At 65.4% G+C, this 24,781-nt stretch carries 21 protein-coding genes, 1 pseudogene and 1 other annotated feature; of the genes and pseudogenes, 14 read left to right on the plus strand and 8 right to left on the minus strand.

The genetic code is table 11. The annotated features are described in order from the left end of the window. Nucleotides 1–536 precede the first annotated feature (536 nt). Nucleotides 537–2,099 (minus strand): APC family permease, encoded by a 1,563-nt coding sequence (locus ACSE4D_RS10870; protein ID WP_425120488.1) that lies wholly within the window; start codon nucleotides 2,097–2,099, stop codon nucleotides 537–539. A gap of 264 nt (nucleotides 2,100–2,363) precedes the next feature. On the opposite strand from ACSE4D_RS10870, the gene ACSE4D_RS10875 reads away from it, so the two are divergent. Further along, nucleotides 2,364–3,560 (plus strand): lysostaphin resistance A-like protein, encoded by a 1,197-nt coding sequence (locus tag ACSE4D_RS10875; protein WP_425120508.1) that lies wholly within the window; start codon nucleotides 2,364–2,366, stop codon nucleotides 3,558–3,560. Between the two features lie 114 nt (nucleotides 3,561–3,674). On the opposite strand, the gene ACSE4D_RS10880 is transcribed toward ACSE4D_RS10875, so the two are convergent. Next, nucleotides 3,675–4,874 (minus strand): IS110 family transposase, encoded by a 1,200-nt coding sequence (locus ACSE4D_RS10880; RefSeq protein ID WP_426936721.1) that lies wholly within the window; start codon nucleotides 4,872–4,874, stop codon nucleotides 3,675–3,677. 246 nt (nucleotides 4,875–5,120) lie between these two features. Here ACSE4D_RS10880 and ACSE4D_RS10885 point away from each other — a divergent pair, with 246 nt between their 5' ends. The 11 genes from ACSE4D_RS10885 to gap all read left to right on the plus strand — a co-directional run bounded on the left by ACSE4D_RS10885 (nucleotide 5,121) and on the right by gap (nucleotide 17,582). After that, nucleotides 5,121–5,597 carry a DoxX family protein gene (locus ACSE4D_RS10885; RefSeq protein ID WP_096159809.1) on the plus strand — a complete coding sequence of 159 codons (477 nt, stop codon included), beginning with the start codon at nucleotides 5,121–5,123 and terminating at the stop codon, nucleotides 5,595–5,597. Nucleotides 5,598–5,682: 85 nt separating this feature from the next. Continuing rightward, a complete protein-coding gene (locus tag ACSE4D_RS10890) occupies nucleotides 5,683–6,303 on the plus strand; it encodes a GrpB family protein (RefSeq protein WP_436325937.1) in 621 nt (206 codons plus the stop codon). Between the two features lie 116 nt (nucleotides 6,304–6,419). Then, nucleotides 6,420–7,298, plus strand: coding sequence for a siderophore-interacting protein (locus ACSE4D_RS10895; protein WP_436325938.1), 879 nt, complete (start codon nucleotides 6,420–6,422; stop codon nucleotides 7,296–7,298). 90 nt (nucleotides 7,299–7,388) lie between these two features. Then, complete coding sequence (locus ACSE4D_RS10900) at nucleotides 7,389–7,955, plus strand: isochorismatase family protein (protein WP_425120490.1); 567 nt, start codon at nucleotides 7,389–7,391, stop codon at nucleotides 7,953–7,955. A gap of 127 nt (nucleotides 7,956–8,082) precedes the next feature. Continuing rightward, the gene (locus tag ACSE4D_RS10905) at nucleotides 8,083–10,353 is read left to right on the plus strand and encodes an MMPL family transporter (RefSeq protein WP_436325939.1); all 2,271 of its coding nucleotides are present in this window, start codon (nucleotides 8,083–8,085) and stop codon (nucleotides 10,351–10,353) included. 143 nt (nucleotides 10,354–10,496) lie between these two features. Next, entirely contained in the window at nucleotides 10,497–11,939 is a 1,443-nt protein-coding gene (locus ACSE4D_RS10910; protein ID WP_436325940.1) for a sensor histidine kinase, read from the plus strand. Continuing rightward, nucleotides 11,936–12,556, plus strand: coding sequence for a response regulator (locus ACSE4D_RS10915; RefSeq protein ID WP_436325941.1), 621 nt, complete (start codon nucleotides 11,936–11,938; stop codon nucleotides 12,554–12,556). The genes ACSE4D_RS10910 and ACSE4D_RS10915 overlap by 4 nt, the downstream gene beginning before the upstream one ends. 394 nt (nucleotides 12,557–12,950) lie before the next feature. Continuing rightward, on the plus strand, nucleotides 12,951–14,537 hold the full coding sequence (locus ACSE4D_RS10920) for a serine hydrolase domain-containing protein (RefSeq protein ID WP_436325942.1): 1,587 nt from the start codon (nucleotides 12,951–12,953) through the stop codon (nucleotides 14,535–14,537). A gap of 213 nt (nucleotides 14,538–14,750) precedes the next feature. Beyond that, on the plus strand, nucleotides 14,751–15,092 hold the full coding sequence (locus ACSE4D_RS10925; RefSeq protein ID WP_135539962.1) for a carboxymuconolactone decarboxylase family protein: 342 nt from the start codon (nucleotides 14,751–14,753) through the stop codon (nucleotides 15,090–15,092). Nucleotides 15,093–15,138: 46 nt separating this feature from the next. Further along, on the plus strand, nucleotides 15,139–16,338 hold the full coding sequence (locus ACSE4D_RS10930) for a DJ-1/PfpI family protein (protein ID WP_240689810.1): 1,200 nt from the start codon (nucleotides 15,139–15,141) through the stop codon (nucleotides 16,336–16,338). A gap of 248 nt (nucleotides 16,339–16,586) precedes the next feature. Beyond that, nucleotides 16,587–17,582, plus strand: a complete 996-nt coding sequence (gene gap / locus ACSE4D_RS10935; protein WP_436325943.1) for a type I glyceraldehyde-3-phosphate dehydrogenase — start codon at nucleotides 16,587–16,589, stop codon at nucleotides 17,580–17,582. Here gap and ACSE4D_RS10940 read toward each other — a convergent pair whose 3' ends face one another. Continuing rightward, a complete protein-coding gene (locus ACSE4D_RS10940) occupies nucleotides 17,583–17,834 on the minus strand; it encodes a hypothetical protein (RefSeq protein ID WP_426937039.1) in 252 nt (83 codons plus the stop codon). A 15-nt stretch (nucleotides 17,835–17,849) separates the two neighbouring features. Further along, on the minus strand, nucleotides 17,850–18,167 hold the full coding sequence (locus ACSE4D_RS10945) for an XRE family transcriptional regulator (RefSeq protein ID WP_135539966.1): 318 nt from the start codon (nucleotides 18,165–18,167) through the stop codon (nucleotides 17,850–17,852). Between the two features lie 236 nt (nucleotides 18,168–18,403). Here ACSE4D_RS10945 and ACSE4D_RS10950 point away from each other — a divergent pair, with 236 nt between their 5' ends. Then, complete coding sequence (locus ACSE4D_RS10950; protein ID WP_426937040.1) at nucleotides 18,404–19,267, plus strand: hypothetical protein; 864 nt, start codon at nucleotides 18,404–18,406, stop codon at nucleotides 19,265–19,267. Nucleotides 19,268–19,283: 16 nt separating this feature from the next. Here ACSE4D_RS10950 and ACSE4D_RS10955 read toward each other — a convergent pair whose 3' ends face one another. The 4 genes and pseudogenes from ACSE4D_RS10955 to ACSE4D_RS10970 form a co-directional block, all read right to left on the minus strand. Further along, nucleotides 19,284–21,173, minus strand: a complete 1,890-nt coding sequence (locus ACSE4D_RS10955; protein WP_135539969.1) for a bifunctional sugar phosphate isomerase/epimerase/4-hydroxyphenylpyruvate dioxygenase family protein — start codon at nucleotides 21,171–21,173, stop codon at nucleotides 19,284–19,286. After that, nucleotides 21,170–22,270, minus strand: coding sequence for an MFS transporter (locus ACSE4D_RS10960; RefSeq protein WP_436325944.1), 1,101 nt, complete (start codon nucleotides 22,268–22,270; stop codon nucleotides 21,170–21,172). The genes ACSE4D_RS10955 and ACSE4D_RS10960 overlap by 4 nt, the downstream gene beginning before the upstream one ends. A gap of 39 nt (nucleotides 22,271–22,309) precedes the next feature. Continuing rightward, a protein-coding gene (locus ACSE4D_RS10965) for an IS3 family transposase (protein ID WP_436325945.1) occupies nucleotides 22,310–23,532 on the minus strand; the annotation gives its coding sequence in 2 pieces (ribosomal slippage) (nucleotides 22,310–23,253 and nucleotides 23,253–23,532; 1,224 coding nt in all). Further along, nucleotides 23,131–23,263, minus strand: a sequence feature (AL1L pseudoknot). Its footprint overlaps the gene before it by 133 nt. A gap of 63 nt (nucleotides 23,533–23,595) precedes the next feature. Then, nucleotides 23,596–23,826 (minus strand): annotated as a pseudogene (locus ACSE4D_RS10970) (MFS transporter); the annotation flags it as partial. Between the two features lie 205 nt (nucleotides 23,827–24,031). On the opposite strand from ACSE4D_RS10970, the gene ACSE4D_RS10975 reads away from it, so the two are divergent. Continuing rightward, on the plus strand, nucleotides 24,032–24,781 hold the full coding sequence (locus ACSE4D_RS10975) for an IclR family transcriptional regulator (protein ID WP_135539973.1): 750 nt from the start codon (nucleotides 24,032–24,034) through the stop codon (nucleotides 24,779–24,781).

Consider the following 24,781-nt stretch of genomic DNA (forward strand, 5'->3'; position numbering starts at 1 on the left):
TCGTGCCAAAGGTGAGGCGGCCACTCCCGGTCGATTCCGAAAGCGAAAAGTATCCGGCGGTGTTCCTTCAGAGCAAAGCGCAAACGAGTGGGTCGGGTGTGGTCGCGAGAGCAGTGGCGAATCTTTGCACAGGTATGAGTGTCCAAGTGGGTTCTGTGTTGACCAGGTTGGCTCAGCGATGTGCGCCATCACGGCCATGCCAAGCGAGCAGAAAGGAGGCTGCTACTGGATTCTGCTCGCGAAACAGTGGTCGCAAACGGACATTCGGGCCGAAACTTAGGTCGCAAACGGACATTCGGGCCGAAACTTAGGTCGCAATCGGACACTTCGGAGGTCAGAAAATGTCCGATTGCGACCTACATTCGTGAGTGGTGTCCGTTTGCGACCTACGTTCGAGGGCGGTGTCCGATTGCGACCTACGTTCGTGAGAGGAGTCCGTTTGCGACCTACGTTCGTGAGAGGAGTCCGTTTGCGACCTACGTTCGTGAGAGGAGTCCGTTTGCGACCACTCTTCGGGGATCCCAGTGCGCCCGCCCCTACATCTTCGCCCGGCGGGCTCGGATCGCCTCGGCGACGGCGATGGCATCATCCTCGGGGGCGTCGGATTTCCGGTCGGGGCGGGCGATGAACAGGTAGATGAACCCGACGACGAGGACGACGACGAGGCCGATGAGGACGATCCAATCGGCGAAGAACGATCCGGAATCCCCTGGCAGCGAGAGCAGGATCATGGCGAAGATCCCGTAGGCCAGAGCCGCAAAGTTGACGACGATCCCCCACCCGCGCAGCGACCACGGCCCGGCGGGCTTCCAGCCCTTCAGCCGCTGCCGCAGGGCTCCGGCGACGACCATCTGGAATGCCAGGTAGATGCCGAGGATCGCGAAGGAGGTCACGGCCACGAGGATTCCGTCGTTGAACCAGATGAGCACGCAGATCAGCGCCGGTGCCGTGCAGGCGACGATGAGCGCGTTGTGCGGGATCTTCGTGCCGTCGGTGACCTTCGACAGCCAGCGGTGACCGGGCATCATGCCGTCCCGGGCGAAGCTGAAGATCAGCCGCGAGGCCGCGGCCTGGAGACTGAGCACGCAGGAGATGAACGCGAGGATCGCGACGAGCAGGAAGAGCTTCGCACCGACGGTGCCGAGGCTGCCCTCGAGGATCGACGGAATCGGATCCTCGACCTCACCGGCGACGATCGCCTCCAGATTCGGGGCGGCGAGCACGTAGCCGCCGAAGGAGAACAGGGCGGAGATCGCGCCGACGAAGATCGTCATGAGCATCGCCTTGGGGATCCCTCGCGCCGGATTCGACACCTCTTCGGCGACATCGCCGCAGGCCTCGAAGCCGTAGAAGAGGAACAGTCCTGCGATCGCGGCGCCCATGAACACGGGCAGATAGCTGCCGTCACCGGCGGTGCCCATGGTGTCGAAGAAGACGGAGAAGCTGTGCTTGCGTTCGAAGATGAGGAGGAAGAGGCCGAGTCCGATGACGCCGATGAGTTCGGCGAAGAGACCGATGCGGGCGATCCTGGCCAGCCATTTCGTGCCGGAGAAGTTGATCGCCAGGGCCAACACCAGCAGGGCGAGGCCGAGGACGAGGGTGGTGTTCCGGTTGAGTGTGAGTCCGAAGAGGCTGGCGAGGAATCCGCTGCCGAACTCGGCCACCGAGGTGATGGTGACGATGAGCGCGCAGATGTAGACCCAGGCCGCCATCCACGCATAGCGCTTGCTCCACAGGCGACGCGCCCATGGGTAGATGCCGCCGGCGATGGGGAACTGGGAGACGACCTCACCGAAGACGAGTGCGACGAGCAGCTGCCCGCAGGCGACGATGACGATCCACCAGATCGCCGGCGGCCCACCGGTGGACAGAGCGACGGCCAGCAGCGAATAGACGCCGACGAGCGGGGAGAGATAGGTGAAGCCGAGTGCGAAGTTCGCCCACGGACTCATCGACCGTTCGAAGGAGTCGCCGTAGCCGAGGACCGCGAGGTGGTCGGAATCGGAGAGATGGTCGCCCTGCGACCCGGCGTTGCGGTGGCCGCCAGCGGAGTTGTGATCGCCCGAGGGATGGTGGGCGTCGGAGAGATGATCGGACATGGTGATGTTCCTTCATTCGAATCGTCGTTGATCCTGGTTCTGTCGGTCATCGTATCCCCGATTCCTCCGCACGGAGACGAAAGCGTTCGCGCGCGTCTCACTGGCCCCGATTCCGGGGCGCTCGGCGGATCTCGTCCACGCGACTGAGCGCGATTTCATCCTCGCGGCGGAGGTGGCAGACCGCTGCGGGACATAGGTTGGAACCAGGAAAGCACCGGAAGCCGAGTTCTGGTCACCGGTGAGGAACGAGGAGGAGCCGTGAACATGTACACGGAAGCCAACCGGAAATCCGCCGAGGCGGCCCGCCCGGCAGGTGCCGAAACACCGACCGAAACAGCAGCGCCACCCGAAACCCCAGCATCGCTCGCGGCTGCCGAACCTGCGGTCCCGGCGGCCCCGGCCGTCGATGCGAAGGGCCGACCGCTCGCTGTGGTCCCTGCGACGGTGCCGTGGCTCGAAGTCGCCGTCTTCGTCGTCATCGCATTCGCACTGGCCTGGCTCGTCTGCCTGCCGCTGTGGATCTCCGGCAAGGGACTCAGTGATCCACTCGCCGTTCAGGTCTACGGGGCCGTGATGATGTTCTCGCCGCTGGTCGCCGGCATCGTCGCGCTCACCGTCCAGCGCAAACGGGCCAAGCGTGCCGGCCGACCGATGGCGAGCGTGCCGCGCTACCTCGGAATCGGGCCGCTGCGCCCCATCGGCCGAGTGATCTGGATGACCGTCGCCGCGTTCTTCGGCACCTTCGTCCTCGTGGTCCTCGGCTACCTCGTCGCTTCGGCCCTCGGTTGGCTCACGCTCGACCTCACCGGGCTGTCCGGCTTCAGGACTCAGCTCGCGTCCATCCCGGGTGCGGAATCGCTGCCGATCATCGCCGCCCTTGCGATCTATCTTGGGCTCATGCTCTTCGGTTCACTGTTCAATGTGATCGTCACCTTCGGAGAGGAATCCGGGTGGCGAGGCTGGCTGCTCACCAGCCTGCGGCCCTTGGGCACCTGGCCGGCGCTGCTCATCGTCGGTGTCATCTGGGGCCTGTGGCACGCACCCCTGATCCTGCTCGGATACAACTTCAACCGCCCCGACATCACCGGACTCGGATTCATGGTCGGCGGATGTGTGATGGTCGGCATCCTCTTCGGCTGGCTGCGTCTGCGCACCGGTTCGGTCTGGCCGGCCGTCTTCGCCCATGCCGCACTCAACGGTTCGGCCGGCATGCTGCTCGCTCTGGTCATGGGCACGTCCGGACCGACCCCGGATCCCGCGCTGATCACTCTGCTCGGAGTCTCCGGATGGATCACCTCGGCGATCGTCATCGCTGTTCTCATCGCCACCGGTCAGTTCCGCAGGCAGCCCGAACTCGGCATCAAGATCAAACCCGCCCCTGCCGGTGCTGAGGTCCCCGTCGAACCGGCCACGGCTGCGCCAGGAGCGCCGACCACGCCCGAGATGGCCCCGAGAGACTGAAGCCGATCGGACCTCTCGCCGAGGTCGCCCCCGATTTTGAGGGGCGACCTCGGCGTCCGCTAGGCTCGACTCCTCACAACCCAAAGGAGAATCTCAATGAAGTTGTCAAGTGCTTCACCCCGGTATCGGGGAGATTCCTTGACCGAACATTGTGCGGTCTCGCAGCATCGCCCAGAGCACGTTGATGCGTCGGCGTGCCAGGGCGAGGATCGCTTGTTTGTGGTTCTTGCCTTCAGCCCGTTTTCGGTCGTAGAACGCCTTCGATACCGGGCACCATCGCGATGCCACTTGCGCGGCGAGGTAGCAGGCCCGCAGCAGTCTGCGGTCGTAGCGTTTCGGTCGGTGGTGGTTACCGCTGATGCGCCCCGAGTCCCGGGGCGCTGGCGCCAGGCCCGCGACTCCGGCCAATCGGTTCGCGCTGTCGAACTGGTCGATTCCGCCCCCGGTCGCGGCGGTGAATTCTGCGCCCAGGAGGGGTCCGAATCCGGGCATCGACAGCAGGATCTCGGCATCAGCATGCTCACGGAACCGGTCCTCGATGCGGTTCTCGATACCGGTGATGTCATCAGCCAGTCGCAGGATCTCAGCAGCGAGACGAGCCACGATCATCGCACCCGCGTCCTGGCCGGGCACCGTGGTGTGCTGCTTATCGGCGACCTCGACGGCGATGTCAGCGACTCGGGCAGCCGACCTGGCTCCACGCTTCTTCAACCACGCGGTGAGGCGTTTGACGCCCATGCGGCGGATCGCCGCTGGGGTCTGGTATCCGGTGAGCAGGAGCAGGGCAGCCTTCGAAGTCGAGTAGTCGAACGCGGCTTCCAGGGCGGGGAAAAACTCACCGAGGCTGGCACGCATCCGGTTGATCGCCCGCGTTTTGTCGCAGGCCAGGTCGGTACGGTGAGCGGTGAGCAGTCGCAGTTCGGTCGCGATGTCATCGCCAAGTCGGATGGGTTGCAAGTCGCGGCGCATCCGGGCCTGGTCGGCGATGATTCCGGCGTCTTTAGCGTCGGTTTTCCCGTCGCCGCGGTAGGTGCGGGCAGCGTTGTAGACGGTGCGCCCGGGAATATAGAGCAGCGTCTGCCTGTGCGAGGCCATGAGCGCGATGAACAGCGCGGCTCCTCCCCGGTTGAGGTCAGTCGCCCACGTCACCGAACCCGAGGGATCGGTGAGGGTGTTGACCTCGTCGATGAGGTTCGTGATGACGGTTTCGTCGTTGGTGATCTTCTGCGACAGAAGCCTGTTGCCGTCGGTGTCGATGACGACGCAGTGATGGTGGGACTTGCCGGCGTCGATGCCGGCGAACAGGTCGGCCATAACGGTTCCTTTCGTAAGTGTGGACGTGTTCCACCCCGTGTTCAACAGCCACGCCGTCGTGTCCTTACACAGCGATCGTGTCGCGTTTCTCAATCAGCGGTCGAGCCGTTGCGGGATGCGAGGTGGCCAATCTCCTTCGACCATGCATCAAGCGGGTAACACCATGACAGCCATGCCCCGCATCCCCGGAGTGGTCGGAAACTTACCACTGCTCCCAATCCACATATAAGAAAGGTAAGGAACTCCATGATTTTCGGACCATCGCTGCTGCAGACGGCAGGACGCATGCTCACCGCCCCGATCTTCATCAACGGCGGACTCTCGGCCGTGAAGGACCCGGCCGGAAAGGCGGCGATGGCCGAGTCGACTCTCGACACCATCCGCGAATACGTTCCCGCACTGCCCGATGACAACGAGCTGCTCGTGCGCATCAACGGCGGCGTGCAGATCCTCGCCGGTGCCACCCTGCTGCTCGGCATCAAGCCACGGCTGTCAGCAATTGCGCTCGCCGGTTCGCTCATCCCGACCACTCTGGCCGGACACTCCTTCTGGGAGATGGAAGGCGGCGACGCGAAGGCTCACCAGACCCAGTTCTCGAAGAACCTCGCCGCACTCGGCGGGCTGCTCCTCATCGCCGGAGACGGCGACAGCACCAAGGCGATCGAGAAGGCCGCGAAGAAGGCGGCGAAGAAAGCCGAGAAGCGTGCCCTCAAGCAGGCCTGAGCCTCCACCCGCCACCGGCCACCCCGGCCACCCAGCCCATGGAGCCTCAGGCCCGGAAGCTCCGGGCGATGTGTTCGCTGACCCGATGTACGCCGAGACGGCCGACATCGTCACCTTCAACGACGTCACGGACCCCGACCTCTGGGTGCGGCCGACTGGGAATCCCGCCCCGATCGAGATCGTCGATCATGATCCCGCGTGGGCCGACCATTTCTCGGAGGTGGCACACCGGATCCGTCGGGCGCTGTCCCCGATCGGAACGTTCGTCGGCCTCGAGCACGTGGGGTCCACCTCGGTGCCGGGGCTGAGAGCGAAGCCGATCATCGACATGGCACTCGTTGTCACCGATCCCCGGGATGAAGCCGGCTACGTTCCCGTACTCAACTCGATCGGATTCGGCCTCACCGTACGCGAGCCCGCTTGGTACGAACATCGCATGCTCAAGCGGCTCGATCCGGACCCGGGACAGCTCGATTGCCATCTCCACGTCTTCGGTCCTCGCTGTGCGGAAGTCGCGCGGATGCGGCTGTTCCGAGATCACCTTCGCAGGCACGGGGATGACCGTGAACGCTATCAGGCGGTGAAGTCGGCCGCGGCCGAGCAGTCGAATGCTCTCGGCGAGACCGGCATGGACTACAACGCTCGCAAACAGGCGGTGGTCCGCGAGATCTATCGCCGCATTTTCGAGGCCGAAGGGTGGGAGTGAGTATCTGAGCCTCCACCCGCCACCTCCCGCCACCCGTCACATACTCCCCGTCACATACTCCCCGTCACTTAATTAGGGTAGGCTAAGCAAGGTGCGGATACGGGAAAGGTGGGCACATGGTCAACTGGCAGCGAGGGGTGATGCGGCTCTTCCGCATCACCAACCACGAAGTGGTCGTCACAGGCATCGAGGACTTCACCCCGACCTACCGTCGGATCCACTTCTCCGGCTCCGAGCTGCTGGCCCAGCTCGACGATGTCTTTCCGACACTGTGGACCCGCCTGTGGTTCCCGCATCCCGAGAAGGGCGACGGGCATCTGAGCCAGCGCGGCTATACGTTCTCGGCCATCGATCTCGAGGCAGGGACCTTCGCCCTCGACTTCGTCCTCCACGGCGACCTCGGGGCGCCACGTCCGGTCGACGTGGGATCCAGCGCTGACGAAACGACGAGCCTCCACTCGGCAGCAGCCGCCGACCGGCAGACCGCCGCCACCGATCACACCGCCGACATCGGCCCGGCTGCGCGGTGGGCGGCCCACGTCCGCCCCGGTGAGAGGATCGAAGCAGCGCTCACCCCGGCCCGCATCGACCTGCCCGAGAACACCTCTCACCTCCTCCTCGCAGGGGACCTCACTGCGCTTCCGGCGATCAACTCCTGGTGCGAAGCCGTCCCCGCCGAGGTGGCAGTGACCGTGGCGATCGCCGCCGCTGCTGACGAGGTGTCCGGACTCCCGCAGTCCGAGCACCCGAACGCGACATGGCACTGGGCGCCCACGGAATCCGCCCCCGAGGCGGCCCCGCAGAACCGCGCGGGCCGTTCCCTGACCTCCCTCCTCGGCGGGCTCGACCTCGATACCGAGGGCCTCTACGTCTGGGCGGCGGGGGAGCGGGGACTGATCAAGGATGTCCGCCAATTCGTCAAGGGCGAACTGGGATTGGGCCGATCGCAGCAGTTCTCCCAGTTCTACTGGTTCGCCGACAGAGCCACCGGCTGAACGCCGTCGTCGTTCCCGCGCCCAGGTTCCTGCGCACACTCGCGTCCCCGCACCCCTGGAATTCGACAGAGAAACGCCTATGCTCGAAGCATGGCCAAGGCACTCCTCATCGTCGATGTCCAGAACGACTTCACCGAAGGCGGCGCGCTCGGCGTGACCGGCGGCGACCGCGTGGCCGAAGGCATCAGCCGCCACCTCGCCGCCCACGCCGGGGACTACGATGCCGTCATCGCTTCCCGCGACTGGCATGATCCCGACAGCGACAACGGCGGCCATTTCAGCGACACTCCGGATTTCGTCGACAGCTGGCCCGTCCACTGTGTCGCCGGCACCACCGGGGCCGAATACGACCCGCTGCTGTCCACCGCAGTGATCACTCACCACGTTCGCAAGGGCCAAGGCAGACCCGACTATTCGGCCTTCCAAGGGACCACGGAAACGGGGAGCAGCCTCGGCGATCTTCTTCACGACCTCACCGTCACCGAGGTGGACGTCGTCGGCATCGCCACCGACCATTGCGTGCGCGCCTCCACCCTCGACGCTCTGGACTCGGGTGTGGGTGTCCGCGTCCTCACCGACCTCGTCGCCGGGGTCGGTGAGGACACGAGCGCGGCCGCGCTGAGAGAGATGGAGAAGGCCGGAGCCGGCCTGGCATGAGGCGCTGACCCGCCGCCCCCGGTCAGAGCGTCTGCCCAGGTCAGTGCGTTCTCTCCATCGAAAGTTGCAGACCAGGTCCGAACTCTTTGGCGATGTGCCCCGGGAGGTGAATTGATGGACTTGAGTCATGAACTCATTCCTCGCGAAATCCGCACACACACTGACATCGAAGCGCGGTTCGTGGCTCGTCCTCGGCGGGGTCGTCGTCCTCGTCGCACTGATCTTCGGACTGCTGTCCGGAGCAGGCGAGGACCGGGCCAACGAAACCGCTCCGGCCGACTCCGAATCCACCCAGGCCCAGCAGACCCTCGACAAGTTCCCCGATGCCGACAAGCAGTCCGTCATGGTCGTGGCCTCGAACGACGACGGATCCGAACTGTCCGCCGACGACCAGACGCAGCTGAAGAAGCTCGGCACCTCGCTCGGCCAAACCGTTGGGGACGAATCCGATGAGACGGTGACCGGACCGATACTCAGCGACGACAAGCAGGCCGCGCTGCTTATGGTGCCGATCACCGTGGGCCTGACGAACTCGGACACGGCCGAGACCGTCGATGATCTGCGGACCGCCATCGCCGATGACCCGACCGCCTCAGGACTCACAGATGAGGGCATGTCCCTGCTGGTCACCGGTGGTCCGGCGATCGGTGCGGACATCGCCTCGGCGTTCGACGGTGCCGACTTCACCCTCCTCATCGTCACCATCGTCATCGTCGCCATCCTGCTCATCATCACCTACCGCTCACCCATCCTGTGGCTGCTGCCGCTCATCGTCATCGGCACCGCCGACGGGCTCGCCTCGACCGTGACCGCGGCCGTCGGCGACTGGCTCGACCTGCAGTTCGACGCCGGCATCATCAGCGTCCTCGTCTTCGGCGCCGGAGCGAACTATGCGCTGCTGCTCATCTCCCGCTACCGCGAGGAGCTCAGTCGCCACATCGACCACCGCACCGCACTTGCCGAGGCCTGGACGCACACCGCGACGACGATCCTCGCCTCGAACCTCACCGTCGTCCTGTCCCTGCTCAGCCTCGTCTTCGCCGTCATCCCCGGCACCCGCGGTCTGGGCATCACGGCCGCGGTCGGCCTCATCATCTCCGCGGCTGCGGTGCTCATCGCCCTGCCGCCCGTGCTCGCGATCTGCGGCAAGAAGATGTTCTGGCCCTTCGTCCCGAAGGCCGAAGACGCCATCGCAACGCAGAGTTCGGATGAGGCCACCACCCCCGCCGAGGCAGCCCCGCACTCGGCGCGGGAGCTCGCCGACCGCGCGGCTGGCACCAAGGACAGAGCCGCCTCGGCGAAGCCCTCGGTCTGGCGCACCATCGCCACTCGCGTGGTCCGGAGACCCGGGCTCCACCTCGGCGCCGGCATCGTCATCCTCGGCGTCATGGCCACCGGCTTCATCGGTTCCTCGATCGGACTCGACCAGACCGAGAAGTTCCGGGTTCAGTCCGAATCGGCGCAGGGCCTCGACGTTCTGTCCGAGCACTTCCCGCCCGGCGAATCGCAGCCGATCTGGATCGTCGCCGACACCGACCACGCCGACCAGGTCGTCGATTCGGTATCCGATATGGACGGCGTCGTGCGCGCCTCGGCGATCGATGACACGAGAATCAACGGCACTTCGGTCACGAAGATCATGGTCACCGGCGAGTTCGCGCCCGACAGTGTGAAGGGGCTCGACCTGGTCGAGGACATCCGCAGCGACGTCCACGCCATCGACGAGGCGAACGCCGAGGTCGGCGGGGCCGCGGCGACGGAACTCGACGCCCGCGACGGCAACCAGCAGGACTTCCTCACCATCGTTCCGATGGTCCTGGCGATCAGCTTCCTCATCCTGCTGGTCATCCTCCGGGCTCCGATCGCGGCGTTCGCCCTGCTGCTGGTCAACGTGGTGTCCTCGGCGGCGGCGATCGGACTCGGTGCCTTCCTGTCCCGGACGTTCTTCGGCCAGTCAGCGCTCGATGCGCAGGTGCCGATCCTCGCGTTCCTCTTCCTCGTCGCGCTCGGCATCGACTACTCGATCTTCCTCGCCCACCGGGCGAAGAAGGAGTCGGTCCTCCACGGCGGCCGGCAGGGCATGGTCGAGGCCGTCGCCCACACCGGCGGTGTCATCACCAGCGCCGGCATCGTCCTGGCCGGAGTGTTCGCGGCACTGGGCATGCTGCCGCTCATGGTGCTCGGTCAGCTCGGCCTCATCGTCGGAGTCGGCGTGCTCGTCGATACGATCATCGTGCGCACGATCATCGTGCCCGCGATCTTCGGACTCGTCGGCAGCAGGATGTGGTGGCCGAACAGGTCGATCACGCACTTCGGCGAAGATTCGGACCGCACCCACGCGCCGGCCGACGGGGAGTATGCGTCCCTCGGTTCCGGATCGCACCACGGCAAGCACTGAACCGGTGAGGTGTGCCGGTGAGAATTGAGGCGGCCGAGGCGTTGAGGACACTCATCGCCTCCGGCCGCCTCGGTTCGCACCCCGTCGGCATGCATTTCCTCTCCCGCGTGGGTTCGTGATGTGGTTGAGTTGGCAGGAGGACCATGAGACCAGACGATCATTCCTTCGGCGCTTCCACCGCCGAGGCAGGTCTGCAGGAAGGCGGCAGCGTGGGCGCACGCAAATGGACGGAACGGACGATGGAGTTCGGTCAGCACGCCATCGCCCTGACGCTGATGCTCATCGCCTGCATCCGTTCCATCTCCGCCGGTGCCCCGCTGACAGCCGCCATCGCCGTGAGCGTGGTCTTCCTCGCCTGGTACGCCCTCGGTGCCGTCCGCGCCGCCCGCACAGGAGCGCTCGTGCTCGCGAAGTGGTGGCTGATCGTCCTCGCCGCCGCCTGGCTGTGCACCCTGCTCGTCTCCGCCGAATTCATCTGGATCGCGTTCCTCCTCTGGCTGCTGGCCGGCCACCTCTTCTCTCTGCGCATCGCGATCGTCTTCACGGCTCTGACGTACATCGCGACGATCATCGCCCCGCTCGGCCATTACGGGCAGGTGCCTACGCCGAGCATCATCGGCTCCCTCATCGGTGCCGTGTTCGCCCTCGGGCTCTCCCGCGGCTACATCGAACTCCTCCGGGAGGGCCGCCGTCGTGAGGAGCTGCTGCGCTCACTCGAACTCGCCCACCAGAATCTGCTCGACCTCCAGGACGAGCTCGCCCTGACCCAGCGTCATGCCGGTGAGATCCAGGAACGCACCCGCGTCTCCCGGGACATCCACGACACGATCGCACAGTCGGTCTCGTCGATTCGTCTCATCGCCCACGCCGAGGCGGAGCGGACCTGCGACGACCACTCGGGCACAGTGCTCGCCCAAGTCGAAGACCTCGCAGCGCAGAGTTCCCGCGACGTCCGCCGCATCATCGCGGCCCTGGCCCCGACCGAACTCGAGGACGGAGCGTTGACCGCCGCGCTTCGCCGTCTGCTCACCAGGCTGGAGGAGGACACCGCCATCCGCGGCCGACTCGATCTCGACGAGACCCTTCCGACGCTGTCCGCCGAGGCGGAGGTGGCGCTTCTGCGCACCGCGCAGTCGGCGCTGGCCAACGTGCGCCAGCATTCGCAGGCCACCCGCGTGATGATCAGCCTCATGGATCTCGACGGGTCGATCAGAATGGACATCGTCGACGACGGCATCGGCATGGCCGACCCGCAGAACCGGCAGCGCAACCCGCAGTCGGGTTTCGGGCTGGACTTCATCGCCTCCCGGATGCGCGAACTCGGAGGCGAACTCGTCATCGAGACGAGCCCCGGATCCGGCTTCGCGATCTCCGCAACCCTGCCGAGCCAATCCCAGCTGCGCACCCGCGGTGGGGGACTCAGCGCACCCGCGAACGATACGGGCACGGGTGGCCCGGGCCACCTCGGTGACGGCACGGGCAGCGCGGGTCGCCTCGGTGAGAGCACCGCCAGTGCGGGCCACCTCGGTGAGGGTGGCAACGGCACACACGAGAACACGGACACCGACCCAGGAGAGAACGCATGAGCATTCGAGTCATCCTCGTCGACGACCACCCGGTCGTGCGGGCGGGTCTGAGGTCCGTCATCGACGCCCCTGACCACATCGCCGTGATCGGTGAGGCCGGCAGCGGCGAGGAGGCGCTGCCTCTCGTCGATGAGCTCGGCCCCGACGTCGTCCTGTGCGACCTGCGGCTGGGGGAGGGCATCGACGGCATCGAGGTGACGAGGCGGCTGCGAGCGAAGGCGAACCCGCCGGCGGTGCTCATCCTCACGACCTTCGACCTCGACTCGGAGATCATCGCGGCACTCAACGCCGGTGCCTCGGGGTACCTGCTCAAGGACATCGACCCCGGTGACATCTCAACGGCGATCGAAAAGGCGGCGAAGGGTGAGACCTATATGCCTCCGGAGATCTCGTCGAAGGTCTTCGCTGCGATGCGCAATCCCGGCCCGAAGCTGACCCGGCGAGAGCGCGACGTGGTCAAACTGCTGTCCACCGGTGCCTCGAACGCGCAGATCGCGCAGGAGCTCTTCGTCACCGAGGCGACCGTGAAGAGCCACCTCGTCAACGTCTTCACGAAGCTCGGCGTGGACTCGCGGGCACGGGCGATCCGCGTCGCCGAGGACCAGGGGCTGGTGTAGAGGGCAGGTGCCAGCGAAGCCGGTTTCACCGAAAAACTGGTTGAGCGACGAAACACGGGAGCACGCACCCGTTTCTCGACACCCAGCCCGTTTTTCGCTGAATGACAACTGATGCACCCATGACACCCGAAGTGAAGGCGAGGCTGTGACCGCACTCGCCGCCACGATGTGGGCGGTGGTCGATGCCCGAATGTCAGCTGAATAACTGATAGGTAATGATCCTCGGCGTCGCCCCTGGTCAGGGGTCCAGGCGATGACGAGGAGAGGGCCGGCAGCGTTCGAGCCGAAACGGTTCGGCTACGGAGTTCCCGCTCGTCCAGGTAGTCTGTTGCGTGCGTATCGGGACAGCCCTGCGCACATGCAGAGCCGTTCGGGACGAGACAGTGGAGGTGCTATGGCGGGCGAAGACGAGTCGCTTCCGCCCAGGCCGGTGACCTCACAGAACCGTCGCATCGGTGCCCTGTCCGGCAATACGAAGGGCATCGGCGTGGGAGCGGCCGCCGACGCCGAGGCGCCAGCGCCGGGAGAACCGGCGAACGAGCACTCGGCGCAGACTCCGATGCCCCCGGTTGCTCCCACTGACCGGACCGCCGACAACGCTGTCCCCGCTCCGGCGCGGGATATCTCACTCCCGCACGTCGGTGAACTCGCCTCGGCGAGTGAGGACGCGATCGTCGATCCCTCGGAACCGGTGCTCGAGAGTATCGACCTCGACTCCTGGAAATGGCCGGAGTACTTCGCGTTCGCGCTCACTCGGATGCAGGAGATCTTCCCGACCGGCGGCATCCCGCGCGGCATCGGACCGGTGCGCGAATACGTCACCGAAGATCACGATTTCCGCCCGCTGACGATCGACCGGCAGCGTTGGCCCGCCGCCGATGAGGACTGGTCCACCATCGGCGACGTCCTGGCGAACACCCACACCGACGCCTGGCTCGTCACTCGCGACGGCATCGCCTTGGCCGAGGAATACGCGTGGCCGATGAAGCCCGCCCGTCAGCACATGCTGTTCTCCGTGAGCAAGTCCATCGTCGCCACAGCCATCGGCGCGCTCGCCGACGCCGGGCTGCTCACCCCCGCCGACCTCGTCACCGCACATGTGCCGGCCCTGGCGAAGAGCGGATACGCGGGAGCGACCATCCGCGACCTGCTCGACATGCGTTCGGGCATCAGATTCTCCGAAGAATACCTCGAGGACGGGTCGGAGATCCGGGCCCTGTTCGAAGCGGTCGATTTCGCGCCCCGGACGGCCACCTCGGCGAATGGGATCAAGGACTTCCTCACGGGGCTGAGCCGCGAACGCGAACACGGATCGTCGTTCGTCTACCGCAGCTGTGAGACCGACGTGCTCGCATGGATCGCCGAGGCGGTCACCGGCCAACCGTTCTCCATCGTCGCCAGCGAATACGTATGGTCGAAGATCGGCGCCGCCCACGCCGCCCAGGTCTGTCAGGACCGGTGGGGAGGATCGATCGCCGACGGTGCCATCAGCGCCACCATCCGCGACCTCGCCCGATTCGGCGAGATGATCGCCCGCGGCGGGACGACCGAGAACGGCGAACGCGTGCTCTCGGCGGAGTGGGTCGAGGACATCTTCACCGGCGCGGCAGACTCGGCGAAGGTGTTCGCAGCCTCCCCCTCGGGACGGTCGTATCCGGGTGGAATGTACCGCAGCCAGTTCTGGCTGCCTTCGGCCCGCCGCGACGTCGTCATCGGCATCGGCATCCACGGTCAGATGCTCTACATCGACCGCTCCACACAGACCGTCGGCGTCAAACTCTCGAGCGACCCCGAACCGGTGAGCCTGGCCGCCCAACACGGAACCTTGGCGATGTTCGAGGCCATCGCCGAGGCGGTCGCCCCGCAGCCGTCGACCGCCCCGCAGCCGTCGACCGCTTCGCAGGCACCGACCGCTTCGCAGGCACCGACCGTTTCGGGACTCGGTTTCGCATCGCTGGTCGGTCAGAACACGCTTTACTGAGACGCTGGCCCGCCAAGTCGGGCCAGGTGCCTCGGCAGTCCGGTCGGCATCGGAACTGCAGCCCGCATGACACGTCCGACCGCGTCCGGAACTGCAGCCCGCATGACACGTCCGACCGCGCAACCTGACGTCCATGTGACGAAACCAGTGCGACGATTGCGCGGACTCGGTAGCGTGAGGATCGGAACGACACCGATCACAGGAGGCACCACGATGACTGACTTCTTCGACCGCGAGAACGACGCGAAGTACGACAGGGCCTACAAGGAGACCACTCCCGACATCCTCCAGGCCTTCGGGGGCTTCAACGACGCCGTCTTCGCCGCAGAGGGCCGCGAGATCCCGCTGAAGTATCGCGAACTCATCGCCTACGCCGTCGGCCTCACCACGCAGTGCGCCTACTGCATCGACGCGCACGCGAACGCCGCCGTCAAGGCCGGGGCCACCGAAACCGAACTCGCCGAGACCGCGTGGACGGCCTCGGCGATCCGTGCCGGCGGCGCCTTCGCCCACGGTCGGCTCGGATTCAAGCTCACTGGTACTCACGAGCACTGAGCTTCGTCCCGATGCGGGGCCCGATTGCCTAGACTGAGAGGCGATCATGACTGACGAGCCCCGCACCACCCCACGCAGAGCACCCCGTTCGCGCCCGCACCGCATCCTCGTGCTGGCGTTGGACGGGGTGTCTGCCATGGATCTCGGCGTCCCCGTTCAGGTGTTCGGACGCGAATCGAATGCCGCCACGGCACGCACCCGCACCGAGGCGGCCCCGCGGTCCCAGCCGACCGCCGGCACCGCATTGGCCGCCGTCGACACCGCGGAGGCCGTTGCCGAGACCGCGTCGACTGACGTCGTCCCCGGAGTCCGACCGGCGACGGCTGCTGTTCCCGGAGTCCGACCGGCGACTGCCGCCGTCCCCGGAGTCCGACCGGCGACTGCGCCGGCCGGGATCTGGCCCTACGAAGTCGAGGTCTGCGGCATCGCCGCAGGCACGATCACTGGATCGGACGGACTCGACTACTCCGTCGAGCAGGGACTCGAGGCACTGGAGACCGCGGACACGATCATCCTCCCGGGAGCCACCTCGGCGGTGGTCGAAGAACCGCCTGCGGCGGTCATCGGAGCTCTGCTCGCGGCGTTCGAGGCGGGGACGCGGATCGCCGCGATCTCGACGGGCACCTTCGTCCTCGCTCGCACGGGACTGCTCGTGGGGCGCCGCGCAACCACGCACTGGTCGACGGCGAAGGAGCTCGCCCGACGCTTCCCGGCGATCAAGGTCGACGAGAACGTCCTCTTCATCGACGAGGGCCAGCTGCTCACCTCGGCCGGAGCCGCCTCGGCGATCGACCTGTGTCTCCATCTCATCCGCAGCGATCACGGGGTGGGCCTGTCCAACCAGGTCGCCCGGCGGCTCGTCGCCGCCGCCTACCGCAGTGCCGGCCAAGCTCAGTACGTGCCGCGCAGCGTGCCCGACCCGCTCGGCGAAGACTTCGCCGACACCCGCGAATGGGCACTGCAGCACATCGGGGAGAAGATCACCCTGAACGATCTCGCGGCCACCGCGGGAGTGTCCGTGCGCACCTTCTCCCGCCGCTTCGTCGAAGACACCGGCTATACGCCCATGCAGTGGGTGCTCCGGGCTCGCGTCGACCTGGCCAGGGAGCTGCTGGAGAACTCCGATCTGGGCATCGAGCAGATCGCCGACCAGGTGGGACTCGGCACCGGAGCGAATCTGCGGATGCATTTCCAGCGCATCCTCTCGACCTCACCGAACGACTATCGGCACTCCTTCCAGGGGTGAGCTTCCGGCCGCGGCGAACCCCAGCGGCCAGTCGAACCAGTCCGTCCGGAAAGATCCCGCTGGACCGTTCCCGACCCCTTTTGGCGCTCATTTCGGCGACCCCGATCACACTGGCGTGAAACTTTCGGCATCTGGCAATAAGTCTGGCGAGAACCTTGTGTAGATTGTCTGACTGGCCACTGTTGTCGATGGCTGAGATCGCCCATGATGGAGATATCAAGACGAATCCCCGTGATCAAGGAGTGACATTGACTCGCATCGCCATCAATGGTTTCGGTCGCATCGGACGCAGCACCCTGCGGGCACTGATCGAGCGCGGCAGCGAGCTCGAGGTCGTGGCCATCAATGACCTCGGCCCCGTGAGCGACCTCGCCCGACTGCTGAAGTTCGACACGACTCTCGGCCGCTTCAACCACGACGTCGAAGCGACCGAGGACTCCATCATCATCGACGGCAAGTCGATCAAGGTCTTCGCCGAGAAGGATCCGGCAAAGCTGCCCTGGGGTGAGCTCGATGTCGATATCGCGCTCGAATCCACCGGCCGTTTCACCAAGGCCGATAAGGCCCGCGCCCACATCACCGCCGGCGCGAAGAAGGTCCTCGTCTCCGCTCCCTCGAAGGGTGCCGACGTCACCCTCGCCTTCGGTGTGAACAACGAGGCCTACAAGCCCGAGCACACCGTCATCTCCAACGCCTCGTGCACGACGAACGCGCTGGCTCCGCTGGCCAAGGTCCTCGATGACCTCGCCGGAATCGAGCAGGGCTTCATGACCACCGTCCACGCCTACACCGGCGATCAGATGGTCCAGGATGGTCCCCACAAGGATCCCCGCCGTTCCCGGGCGGCCGCGGAGAACATCATTCCGACCTCGACGGGCGCGGCCAAGGCCATCGGCCTCGTCCTCCCGCAGCTCGACGGCAAGCTCAGCGGTGACGCGATCCGCGTGCCGGTCCCGGTCGGTTCGATCGTCGAGATCAACACGACCGTGTCCCGCGAGGTCACCCGCGACGAGGTGCTCGCCGCCTACGAGAACGCCGCCGCAGGCGAGCTCAAGGGCATCCTCGACTACGAGATCGAGCCCATCGTCTCCTCCGACATCGTCGGCCAGCCCGCTTCCTCGATCTTCGACGCCGCGCTCACCCGCGTCGACGGCAAGCGCGTGAAGGTCGTGGCCTGGTACGACAACGAGTGGGGCTTCTCCAACCGTGTCGTCGACAACCTCGAGTTCATCGGCAAGAACTGATCACGCTCCGGCGGGCGCGGCTGACATCGTCAGTCGCTGTCCGTCGGCGAGTGATCCGGCACCGGCCTGGTTCCTCCACGGCATCGGATGCACCTGTGGCCTCGAATCCGCGTTGAGCGGGTTCGAGGCCACAGGCGTCTTGTGCAGGAGTGCTGGGCTCAGCGGTGCGGGGGCGCAGTGGTGCGGGAAACAGATTCCTTCGCCGAGGCTGCCCTCCCGGTCTTCGTGCCCGAACTCAGACGTCGTCGGCACCGGTTGTGCCCGAACTCAGACGTCGTCGGCACCGGTCGTGCCGCCTTCGCCCTCCCAACGTTCGATGGCCCGGACCTTCGAACGACTGAATTTCAGTCGGACACCGTAACCGCCCTCGTCGCCGTCGGGGATGAACCGTGCGCCGTACTGTTCGAGCGCGAGGACGAGGCGACGCTCCTGCTCGGCGGTGAGGTCCTCGCGTCCCTTCTCGTAGTCCTTGAGTTCGGACTTGTCGAGCTCCGCTTTTCCGGCGACGTCCTTGGCCGAGACCTGGCAGAGGATCCGGGTCGCTCGTGCCAGGGGGCCATCGATGATGATCTCTTCTGTGCTCATGGCACCACCATGCCAGAGCCCTCAAGGGGTGCCAAGACGAAGAGTTCCTCGTGAGACGGTGCGTGACCGCATTGCGACGGACACCATCGACGAGAGTGAAGGCATATGTCTGTCACATTCGATTCGGCACCGATCAGGCTGTGTCAGTGCCGTCCAGTAGTGTCACGAACATGCTTCCGGCGATGGGGTCGGCGGCGCGCGCCGCAGGGTGCGGCGCATGACGGAAGGTCAGAACAATGGAGATCACGACCAGCAGTATCCGCGGTTTGGCTCACCGCTGCGGAGAATTCCTCGACGACCGCGGAGAGTCGTCGGCAATCAGCTATCCGGGCAGTCTTGCTCTGTGCATCCTCGACTCGGTCTATTCGACGGGGTCGCACCCGAATGCGGTCGACAACGTCGTCGACCGGTACATCGCCCGCCATGGCCGTGAGGACGGCGCGAAGTCGCTGCGGTATTCGATCGCCGCGGCCGGTGGAGCAGAGGTGTGGGCGGAGCAGGTGGTCTGCAACCTCAAACCTGCGAGCACCCATCCCGGAGCCGTGCTCAAAGCCGAGGTCGTCGACCAGGCCACCCGATTGATGGCCGAGTACGGAATCGACACCGTCACCGACCTTCTTGAGACCCTGGTCGACGAACCGTCGCCGGGGCGCAGCACCACCGGGTTGGCTGGCCGGTGGCGGGATCTGCCCAGCCAGAGATCGGGGATCTCCTGGAAGAACCTGCTCATGCTCGCGGGATCACCGCATTTTGAGATCGACTACCGGGTGACGAACTGCATCGCCGAGGTCGCAGGCTTCGGCATCGACGTCACCGACGACTATGTCCTCGTACTGATCGAAGAGGTCGCTGACGTCCTCGGCGCCGAGGAGCGGGAGGTCAGGCGGATCGTCTGGCAGCTCTCCCACCGACGGCTCCTGTCGAAACGGAAACCCGCGAGCACCGCCTGGCGGTACGGTCTTGACGCTGATTCGGACGTTCTCGTCGAGGTCGGGGTCGAGGGGTGGCACGGTGGAGCAGAAGCTGCTGATCCTGCGTGGGACCACGAGTGGACGATGCCGTATTCGACGCCGGGCGCATCCGGCGCGGCCCCATTCTGAGCGGGCCGCTGCCGGTTCAGATTCCTGCGTTGCGTCGGTGCTGGGCTGCCAGCCGCACGGGCGCATTCGGGGCACCGTATCCCTGGTAGCCGCCTCGGCGTTCGACCATTTCGAAGAACACCGACCCGATCGTTGACGTATAGAAGTGGAGGAACTCTCCGTTGTCGTCTCGGTCGTAGAGGATGTTGTTCTCCCGCAGCCGATCCAGCAGCTCCGGCGCGAGGTCGAAGCGGGCGGCCAGGTCCTCGTAGTAGTTCTCGGGCACGGGCAAGAACTTCAGACCCCGTGAGACCGCTGTCGCGGCCGCTGAGAAGATGTCATCGCAGGACAGAGCCACATGTTCCGGGTAGCTGAGAGTCTCCGGAGACTCCGCCGGACGCGGGGCCAGGTTGAGCGGCATCCGAATCGTCCCATCGGAGCTTGCCATCACCTGTGACCGGACGAGACCCGAGGGGCTGGGTACATCGTTCGCCGCTTGAGCGTGGAGAGCAAGGAGGGAGGTGTAGAAGAGCACCGCTTCGTCGTAATGGTGGGCCGGCTGGGCGAGATTGACGTGATCGATCGTCGAGCATCGGTCGTCGGGGACGGTGCCGAACTCCTCGGTCCACGTCGGATCGACGCCGGTTCCGTTGCTGAAGAAGACTTCCGAGCCGTCGGGGGAGCAGACTCCGCGCAGGACCGCCTCGTCATGGGCCTGATCGCGAGGGACTTCGGTGGCATGGAGGAGGATTGCGCGTTCCATGGCGGCGTCGGCATCGGTGACAGCGAAACCGATGCCACGCAGGTGGGTTCGTGATGCCGCGGCACCGTCCGCCTGCTCGGTCGACTCGGTGATGACGATGCGGGCCTGCCCACGACGCCACAGCTGCACATGCGGTTTCGTCCGGTGGTAGCCGACGAAGCGGAAGCCGAGCTGATGGATCTGCCGGGTCAGGGCCCCTAGATCACCGGTGTCCAATTCGACGTAGTCAATGCCGCGAGGTTCGGCGACCTCCGGCAGAGGCTGCAGATCGAGGCGCACACGGTCGCGTCCCGCGCGATCAGCGACCGGGCCCGAAGTCTTACCGCTTGGATCTTCGGCTCCTGAGCCGAGAGCCGCGGCCACATTGGATTCGAGCCAGCGCAGCGACCGCAGACCGTCGACAGCGGTGCGCTGTGTGTCGGCCTGCCGGAACGAGTCGTTGAAGACCTCGAGTGAGACCGGTCCGGAATACCCGGTGACGGCCACGCGCGTGAGGAAATCGGTGAGATCCCAGGCGCCTTCGCCGGGGAAGACCCGGTGGTGACGAGACCAGCTGAGCACATCCATCGACAGTGCCGGAGCATCGGCGAGCTGGAGGAAGAAGATCTTCTCCCCGGGAATCTCGGCGATCCGGGACAGATCCGTGCCGCGGGAGAGGATGTGGAAGCTGTCGAGGCAGGTGCCGATGCGCGGATGATCAGCGGCCTTGACGAGGTCCCAGGCCCGGTCGTATTCGGAGACGAAACGTCCCCAGGCCAGTGCCTCGTAGGCGATATCGATGCCGTACTTGTCGGCGAGATCGCCGAGGCGGCGCAGCTGACCGACGATGACTGCATCATCGTCGATGGTGGCGGTGGCGACGTTCGAGCACAGCAGGATCGTCGTCATACCGAGCCGCTGCATCAGCTGGAACTTCGCCTCAGCGCGGGCCAGGTTGGCGGCGAACTGCTCTTCGTCGACGCCCTCGAAATCACGGAAGGGCTGATAGAGATCGAGGCTCAGCCCGAGCGTCCCCGACAAAGCGGCGATCGCCTCGGGGGAGTCGGGGGAGACGGTGAGGTCCTGTTCGAAGATCTCGACTCCGTCGAAGCCGGCTTTTGCCGCGGCCCGCAGCTTCTCTTCGAGTGTGCCGGACAGGCATACCGTGGCGATCGATGTTCTCATCGTGACCTCTCCTCATGGGCAATGTCGATTTCTTCCAGTGTCAGGCCCTTCGTCTCCTTCGCGGTCATGGCGACGAGTCCGACGAGGATGCAGACTCCGGCGGTGAACGAGGCGACGGACAGCCAATTCTCCCCTTCGGCACCGGCGACGGCAGATGCGAGCACCGGGGCCAGCCCGCCGGAGACGGCGAAGCCGATCTGGGTGCCCAGGGCCAATCCCGTCACACGTGCCGTGGTGGGGAACATCTCGGCATAGAACGATGGCCAGATCGCATTCGCCAGCGAGTAGGCGCAACCGGACATGAGAGCTCCGCAGATGAAGATGAGCGTCCAGTTTCCGCTCGAGACCGCAGCCAGGTACGGGAACATCATCAGGCCCGCGCCCACGGCGCCGGTGATGAAGACGGGTTTGCGGCCGAACCGGTCCGACAGCAGTGCCGAGGCCGGGATCGCGAGCAGCGCCACGGCGTTGGCGATGACCGAGACGAGCAGCATGGTCGAGCGTTCGAGGCCGACGATCGAGGTCGCGAATGACAGCGACCAGACGGTGAAGACCATGTTCACGGTGTTGATCATGGCACACACGGCCACGCGCAGCACCGCAGCTTTGTGCCAGCGGAAGACCTGCATGAGCGGAGGGTTGTCGACCCGGGCCTCCTTGAACGCCGGCGGCTCCTCGAGTCCGCGACGGATGAGCCATGCGGTGAGCACGACGAGGGCCGACAGCCAGAACGGCACACGCCAGCCCCAGCTGAACAGGGCCTCATCGGGCAGGAACGCGGTGAAGGGGATGAAGACTGCGGTGGCCAGCAGAGTGCCGAACTGGGTTCCGTGCAGTGTCCAGCTCGTCGTCCACGAACGCCTCTCCTCCGCTGAATGCTCGAGTGAGACAGAGATCGCGCTCGCCTGCTCACCGGAGGCGGAGAGCCCCTGAATGATGCGGCAGAGCACGAGCAGCGCCGGCGCCAGCATTCCGACCTGGTCATAGGTCGGCAGGCAGCCGACGATGAACGTCGAGATGCCCATGAGGAAGAGGGTGAGCATGAGGACGAACTTGCGACCGAAGCGGTCACCGAGCGGTCCCATGATGAGTGTCAAGTCCCGGGTTTTCTAGAGGCTGAGCGTTCGTTCAGTTTCTTAGGCTGCTAATTCCTGTAGGCTCGTGTAGTGGGTTGCTTCGATTTCGGCGGGAGTCTGATACCCAAGCATTGAATGTAGCCGTTCGGTGTTGAACCAATGCACCCACTCAGCCGTCGCGGCTTCGACATCGTCACGACCGGACCAGGGGCCGTCGGTGAAGATGAGCTCGTACTTGTATAACGAGTTCAGCGCTTCGGCCATGGCATTGTCGTAGCTATCGCCGACCGATCCCACCGACGCTACTGCCTCAGCCTCAGCCAATGCCTCGGTGTAGCGCAGAGCCCGATACTGCACTCCTCTGTCCGAGTGGTGGGTCAGCCCTGCAACGTCGTGACCTGCACGTTTACGGCCCCATATGCCCATGTTTAAAGCATCGAGGGCGAGATCTGTATACATTCGCGTCGAGGTCTGCCAGCCGATGATCATCCGGGAGAAGACGTCGAGGACGAACGCGACGTAGACGAAGCCGGCCTCGGTGGGAACGTACGTCAGATCCGCGACCCAGAGACGATTCGGCCCCGTGGCGGTGAAGTCACGTTTGACGAGGTCAGCCGGTCGTTTCGTCTCGGGACCGGGTTTCGTCGTCCGTGGGAACGTCCCCCGAACAACACCGCGAATTCCCAGCTGCTGGCACAGTCTCTCGACTGTGCAGCGAGCCACAGGGCCATAGGTCCTTGTCAGCTCGGCGTGGATCTTGCGGACGCCGTAGACCTTGTTGCGGCGGTGAGTATGGATAGCCATGATCCTTTCTTTGAGCGCCGCGTCGCGCTGGGCTCGAGCACTGACCGGACGGTTCTTGAAGGCGTAGTACGTCGATGGGGCGATGCTGATGCCTAGGTCTTGTCGCACGACCTGGCAGATCGGTTCGATTCCCCACCGGTGCTTGTTCTCGTCGATGAAGGCGACGATCACTTCTGTAGGCGGTCGAACTCCGCCTTGCCGAAAAACGCGGTCGCTGATCGGAGGATGTCGTTGGACTTCCGCAGCTCCCGGTTCTCTTTCTCCAGCCGCCGGATCCGTGCCTGGACGTCCTCGGTCTCGACGGGCAGGTTGGCGGCTTCGGCCTTCTTGACCCAGTTGCGCAGGGCTTCCTTGTTCACATTGGTCTGTTCGGCGATGCGGGCGATGGCACCGTTTCGAGTCTCGGGGTCTCGGCGGGCCTCGAGAGCCAGCCGGGTAGCTCGTTCACGTACTTCTGCTAGATATTTCGAGGTAGGCATGATGTGTTGAGGGTAGTCCTTTCTTGGGTAACCGCATACCCTCCATCAAACCAAGGACGAATCAAGGGCGCCCAAGGGCCTGACCACGTAGGCGACGCCGACGGTGCCCATGGCCAGGAGGATGGAGATTCCCGGAGCGGTGGTCTCGGGGAAGAACAGGGTGTTGAGCACCAGTGCGGCTGCGGTCCCGTAGACCGCGAAGTCGTAGTACTCGAGTGCGGAACCCGTCCAGCTCGACAGGGCCGCACGAAGCGGCGTCTTCGGCGGGCGAGCTTCCTCGATCGCGTTGTTCATGCCTCCTCGCATTTCTCATTCACTGGGTGCGTCATCGGCTCATCGAATCGACGTTTAATTGCCATAGTGTGGCAACAATTGTTACATGGTGGTTTACAGTGTGATTGAGATGACATAGTCTGTCAACGTGCGCCACGGGAATTCTGCATCACGGACACCCGACCCGGCACCATCGATCCGATCCAGCAACGCAAGGAGGCGAAGCATGCCGCCCAAGGGCTCGAACGCGGTGACGAAGACCTTCGAGATGCTCGACCTGCTCGGCGAATCTCCCGAGGGAATCAGCGCCGCCCAGGCCGCCGACGTCACCGGCTACCCGTTCTCGACGGCCTATCGCCTCCTCGGCGGGCTCGTCGAATCGGGGTACGCGCACTTCGACGCACGCACGAAGATCTACACCCTCGGCATGGAGGTCTTCCGGCTGGCCCAGAAGGTCGCGCATCGACGCGGGCTGTCCGGAGCGACGAAGGAACTGCTGCGGGAGCTGACGGAAACCACCGGCGAATCGAGCATCCTCGCCATCCGCCGCGGAAACGCCGCACTGACAGTGCTCACCGTCGACGGCCCGCAGTTCCGCACGACCACGGACCCCGGCGATGAATCTCCGCTGCACACCTCTTCGCTCGGCCAGGCCCTGCTCGCCCATGACCCGAACGCCGACGCCACGATCGAGGCTCTCGACCTCGTCGCCCGCACCCCGAACTCGATCACCGACCCGGCGAAGATGCGGTCTCGACTCGAGCGGATCCGCACCGACGGCTGGGCAGGCCAATCCGAGGAGAATGACATCGGCATGAACGCCCTGGCCGTGCCCGTCTTCGACCTCGACGGGACACTGCTGGCCTCTCTGGCGCTCGCGGCTCCGGTCTTCCGGCGCACCCTCGACGAGCTCATCGACTTCGTCCCCCAACTGACCGAGACCGCCGCGGCCATCGCGGCCCGATTCCCGAGGTGA

The sequence above is a fragment of the Brevibacterium sp. FAM 27836 genome, from assembly GCF_051351055.1.
Lineage (GTDB): Bacteria > Actinomycetota > Actinomycetes > Actinomycetales > Brevibacteriaceae > Brevibacterium.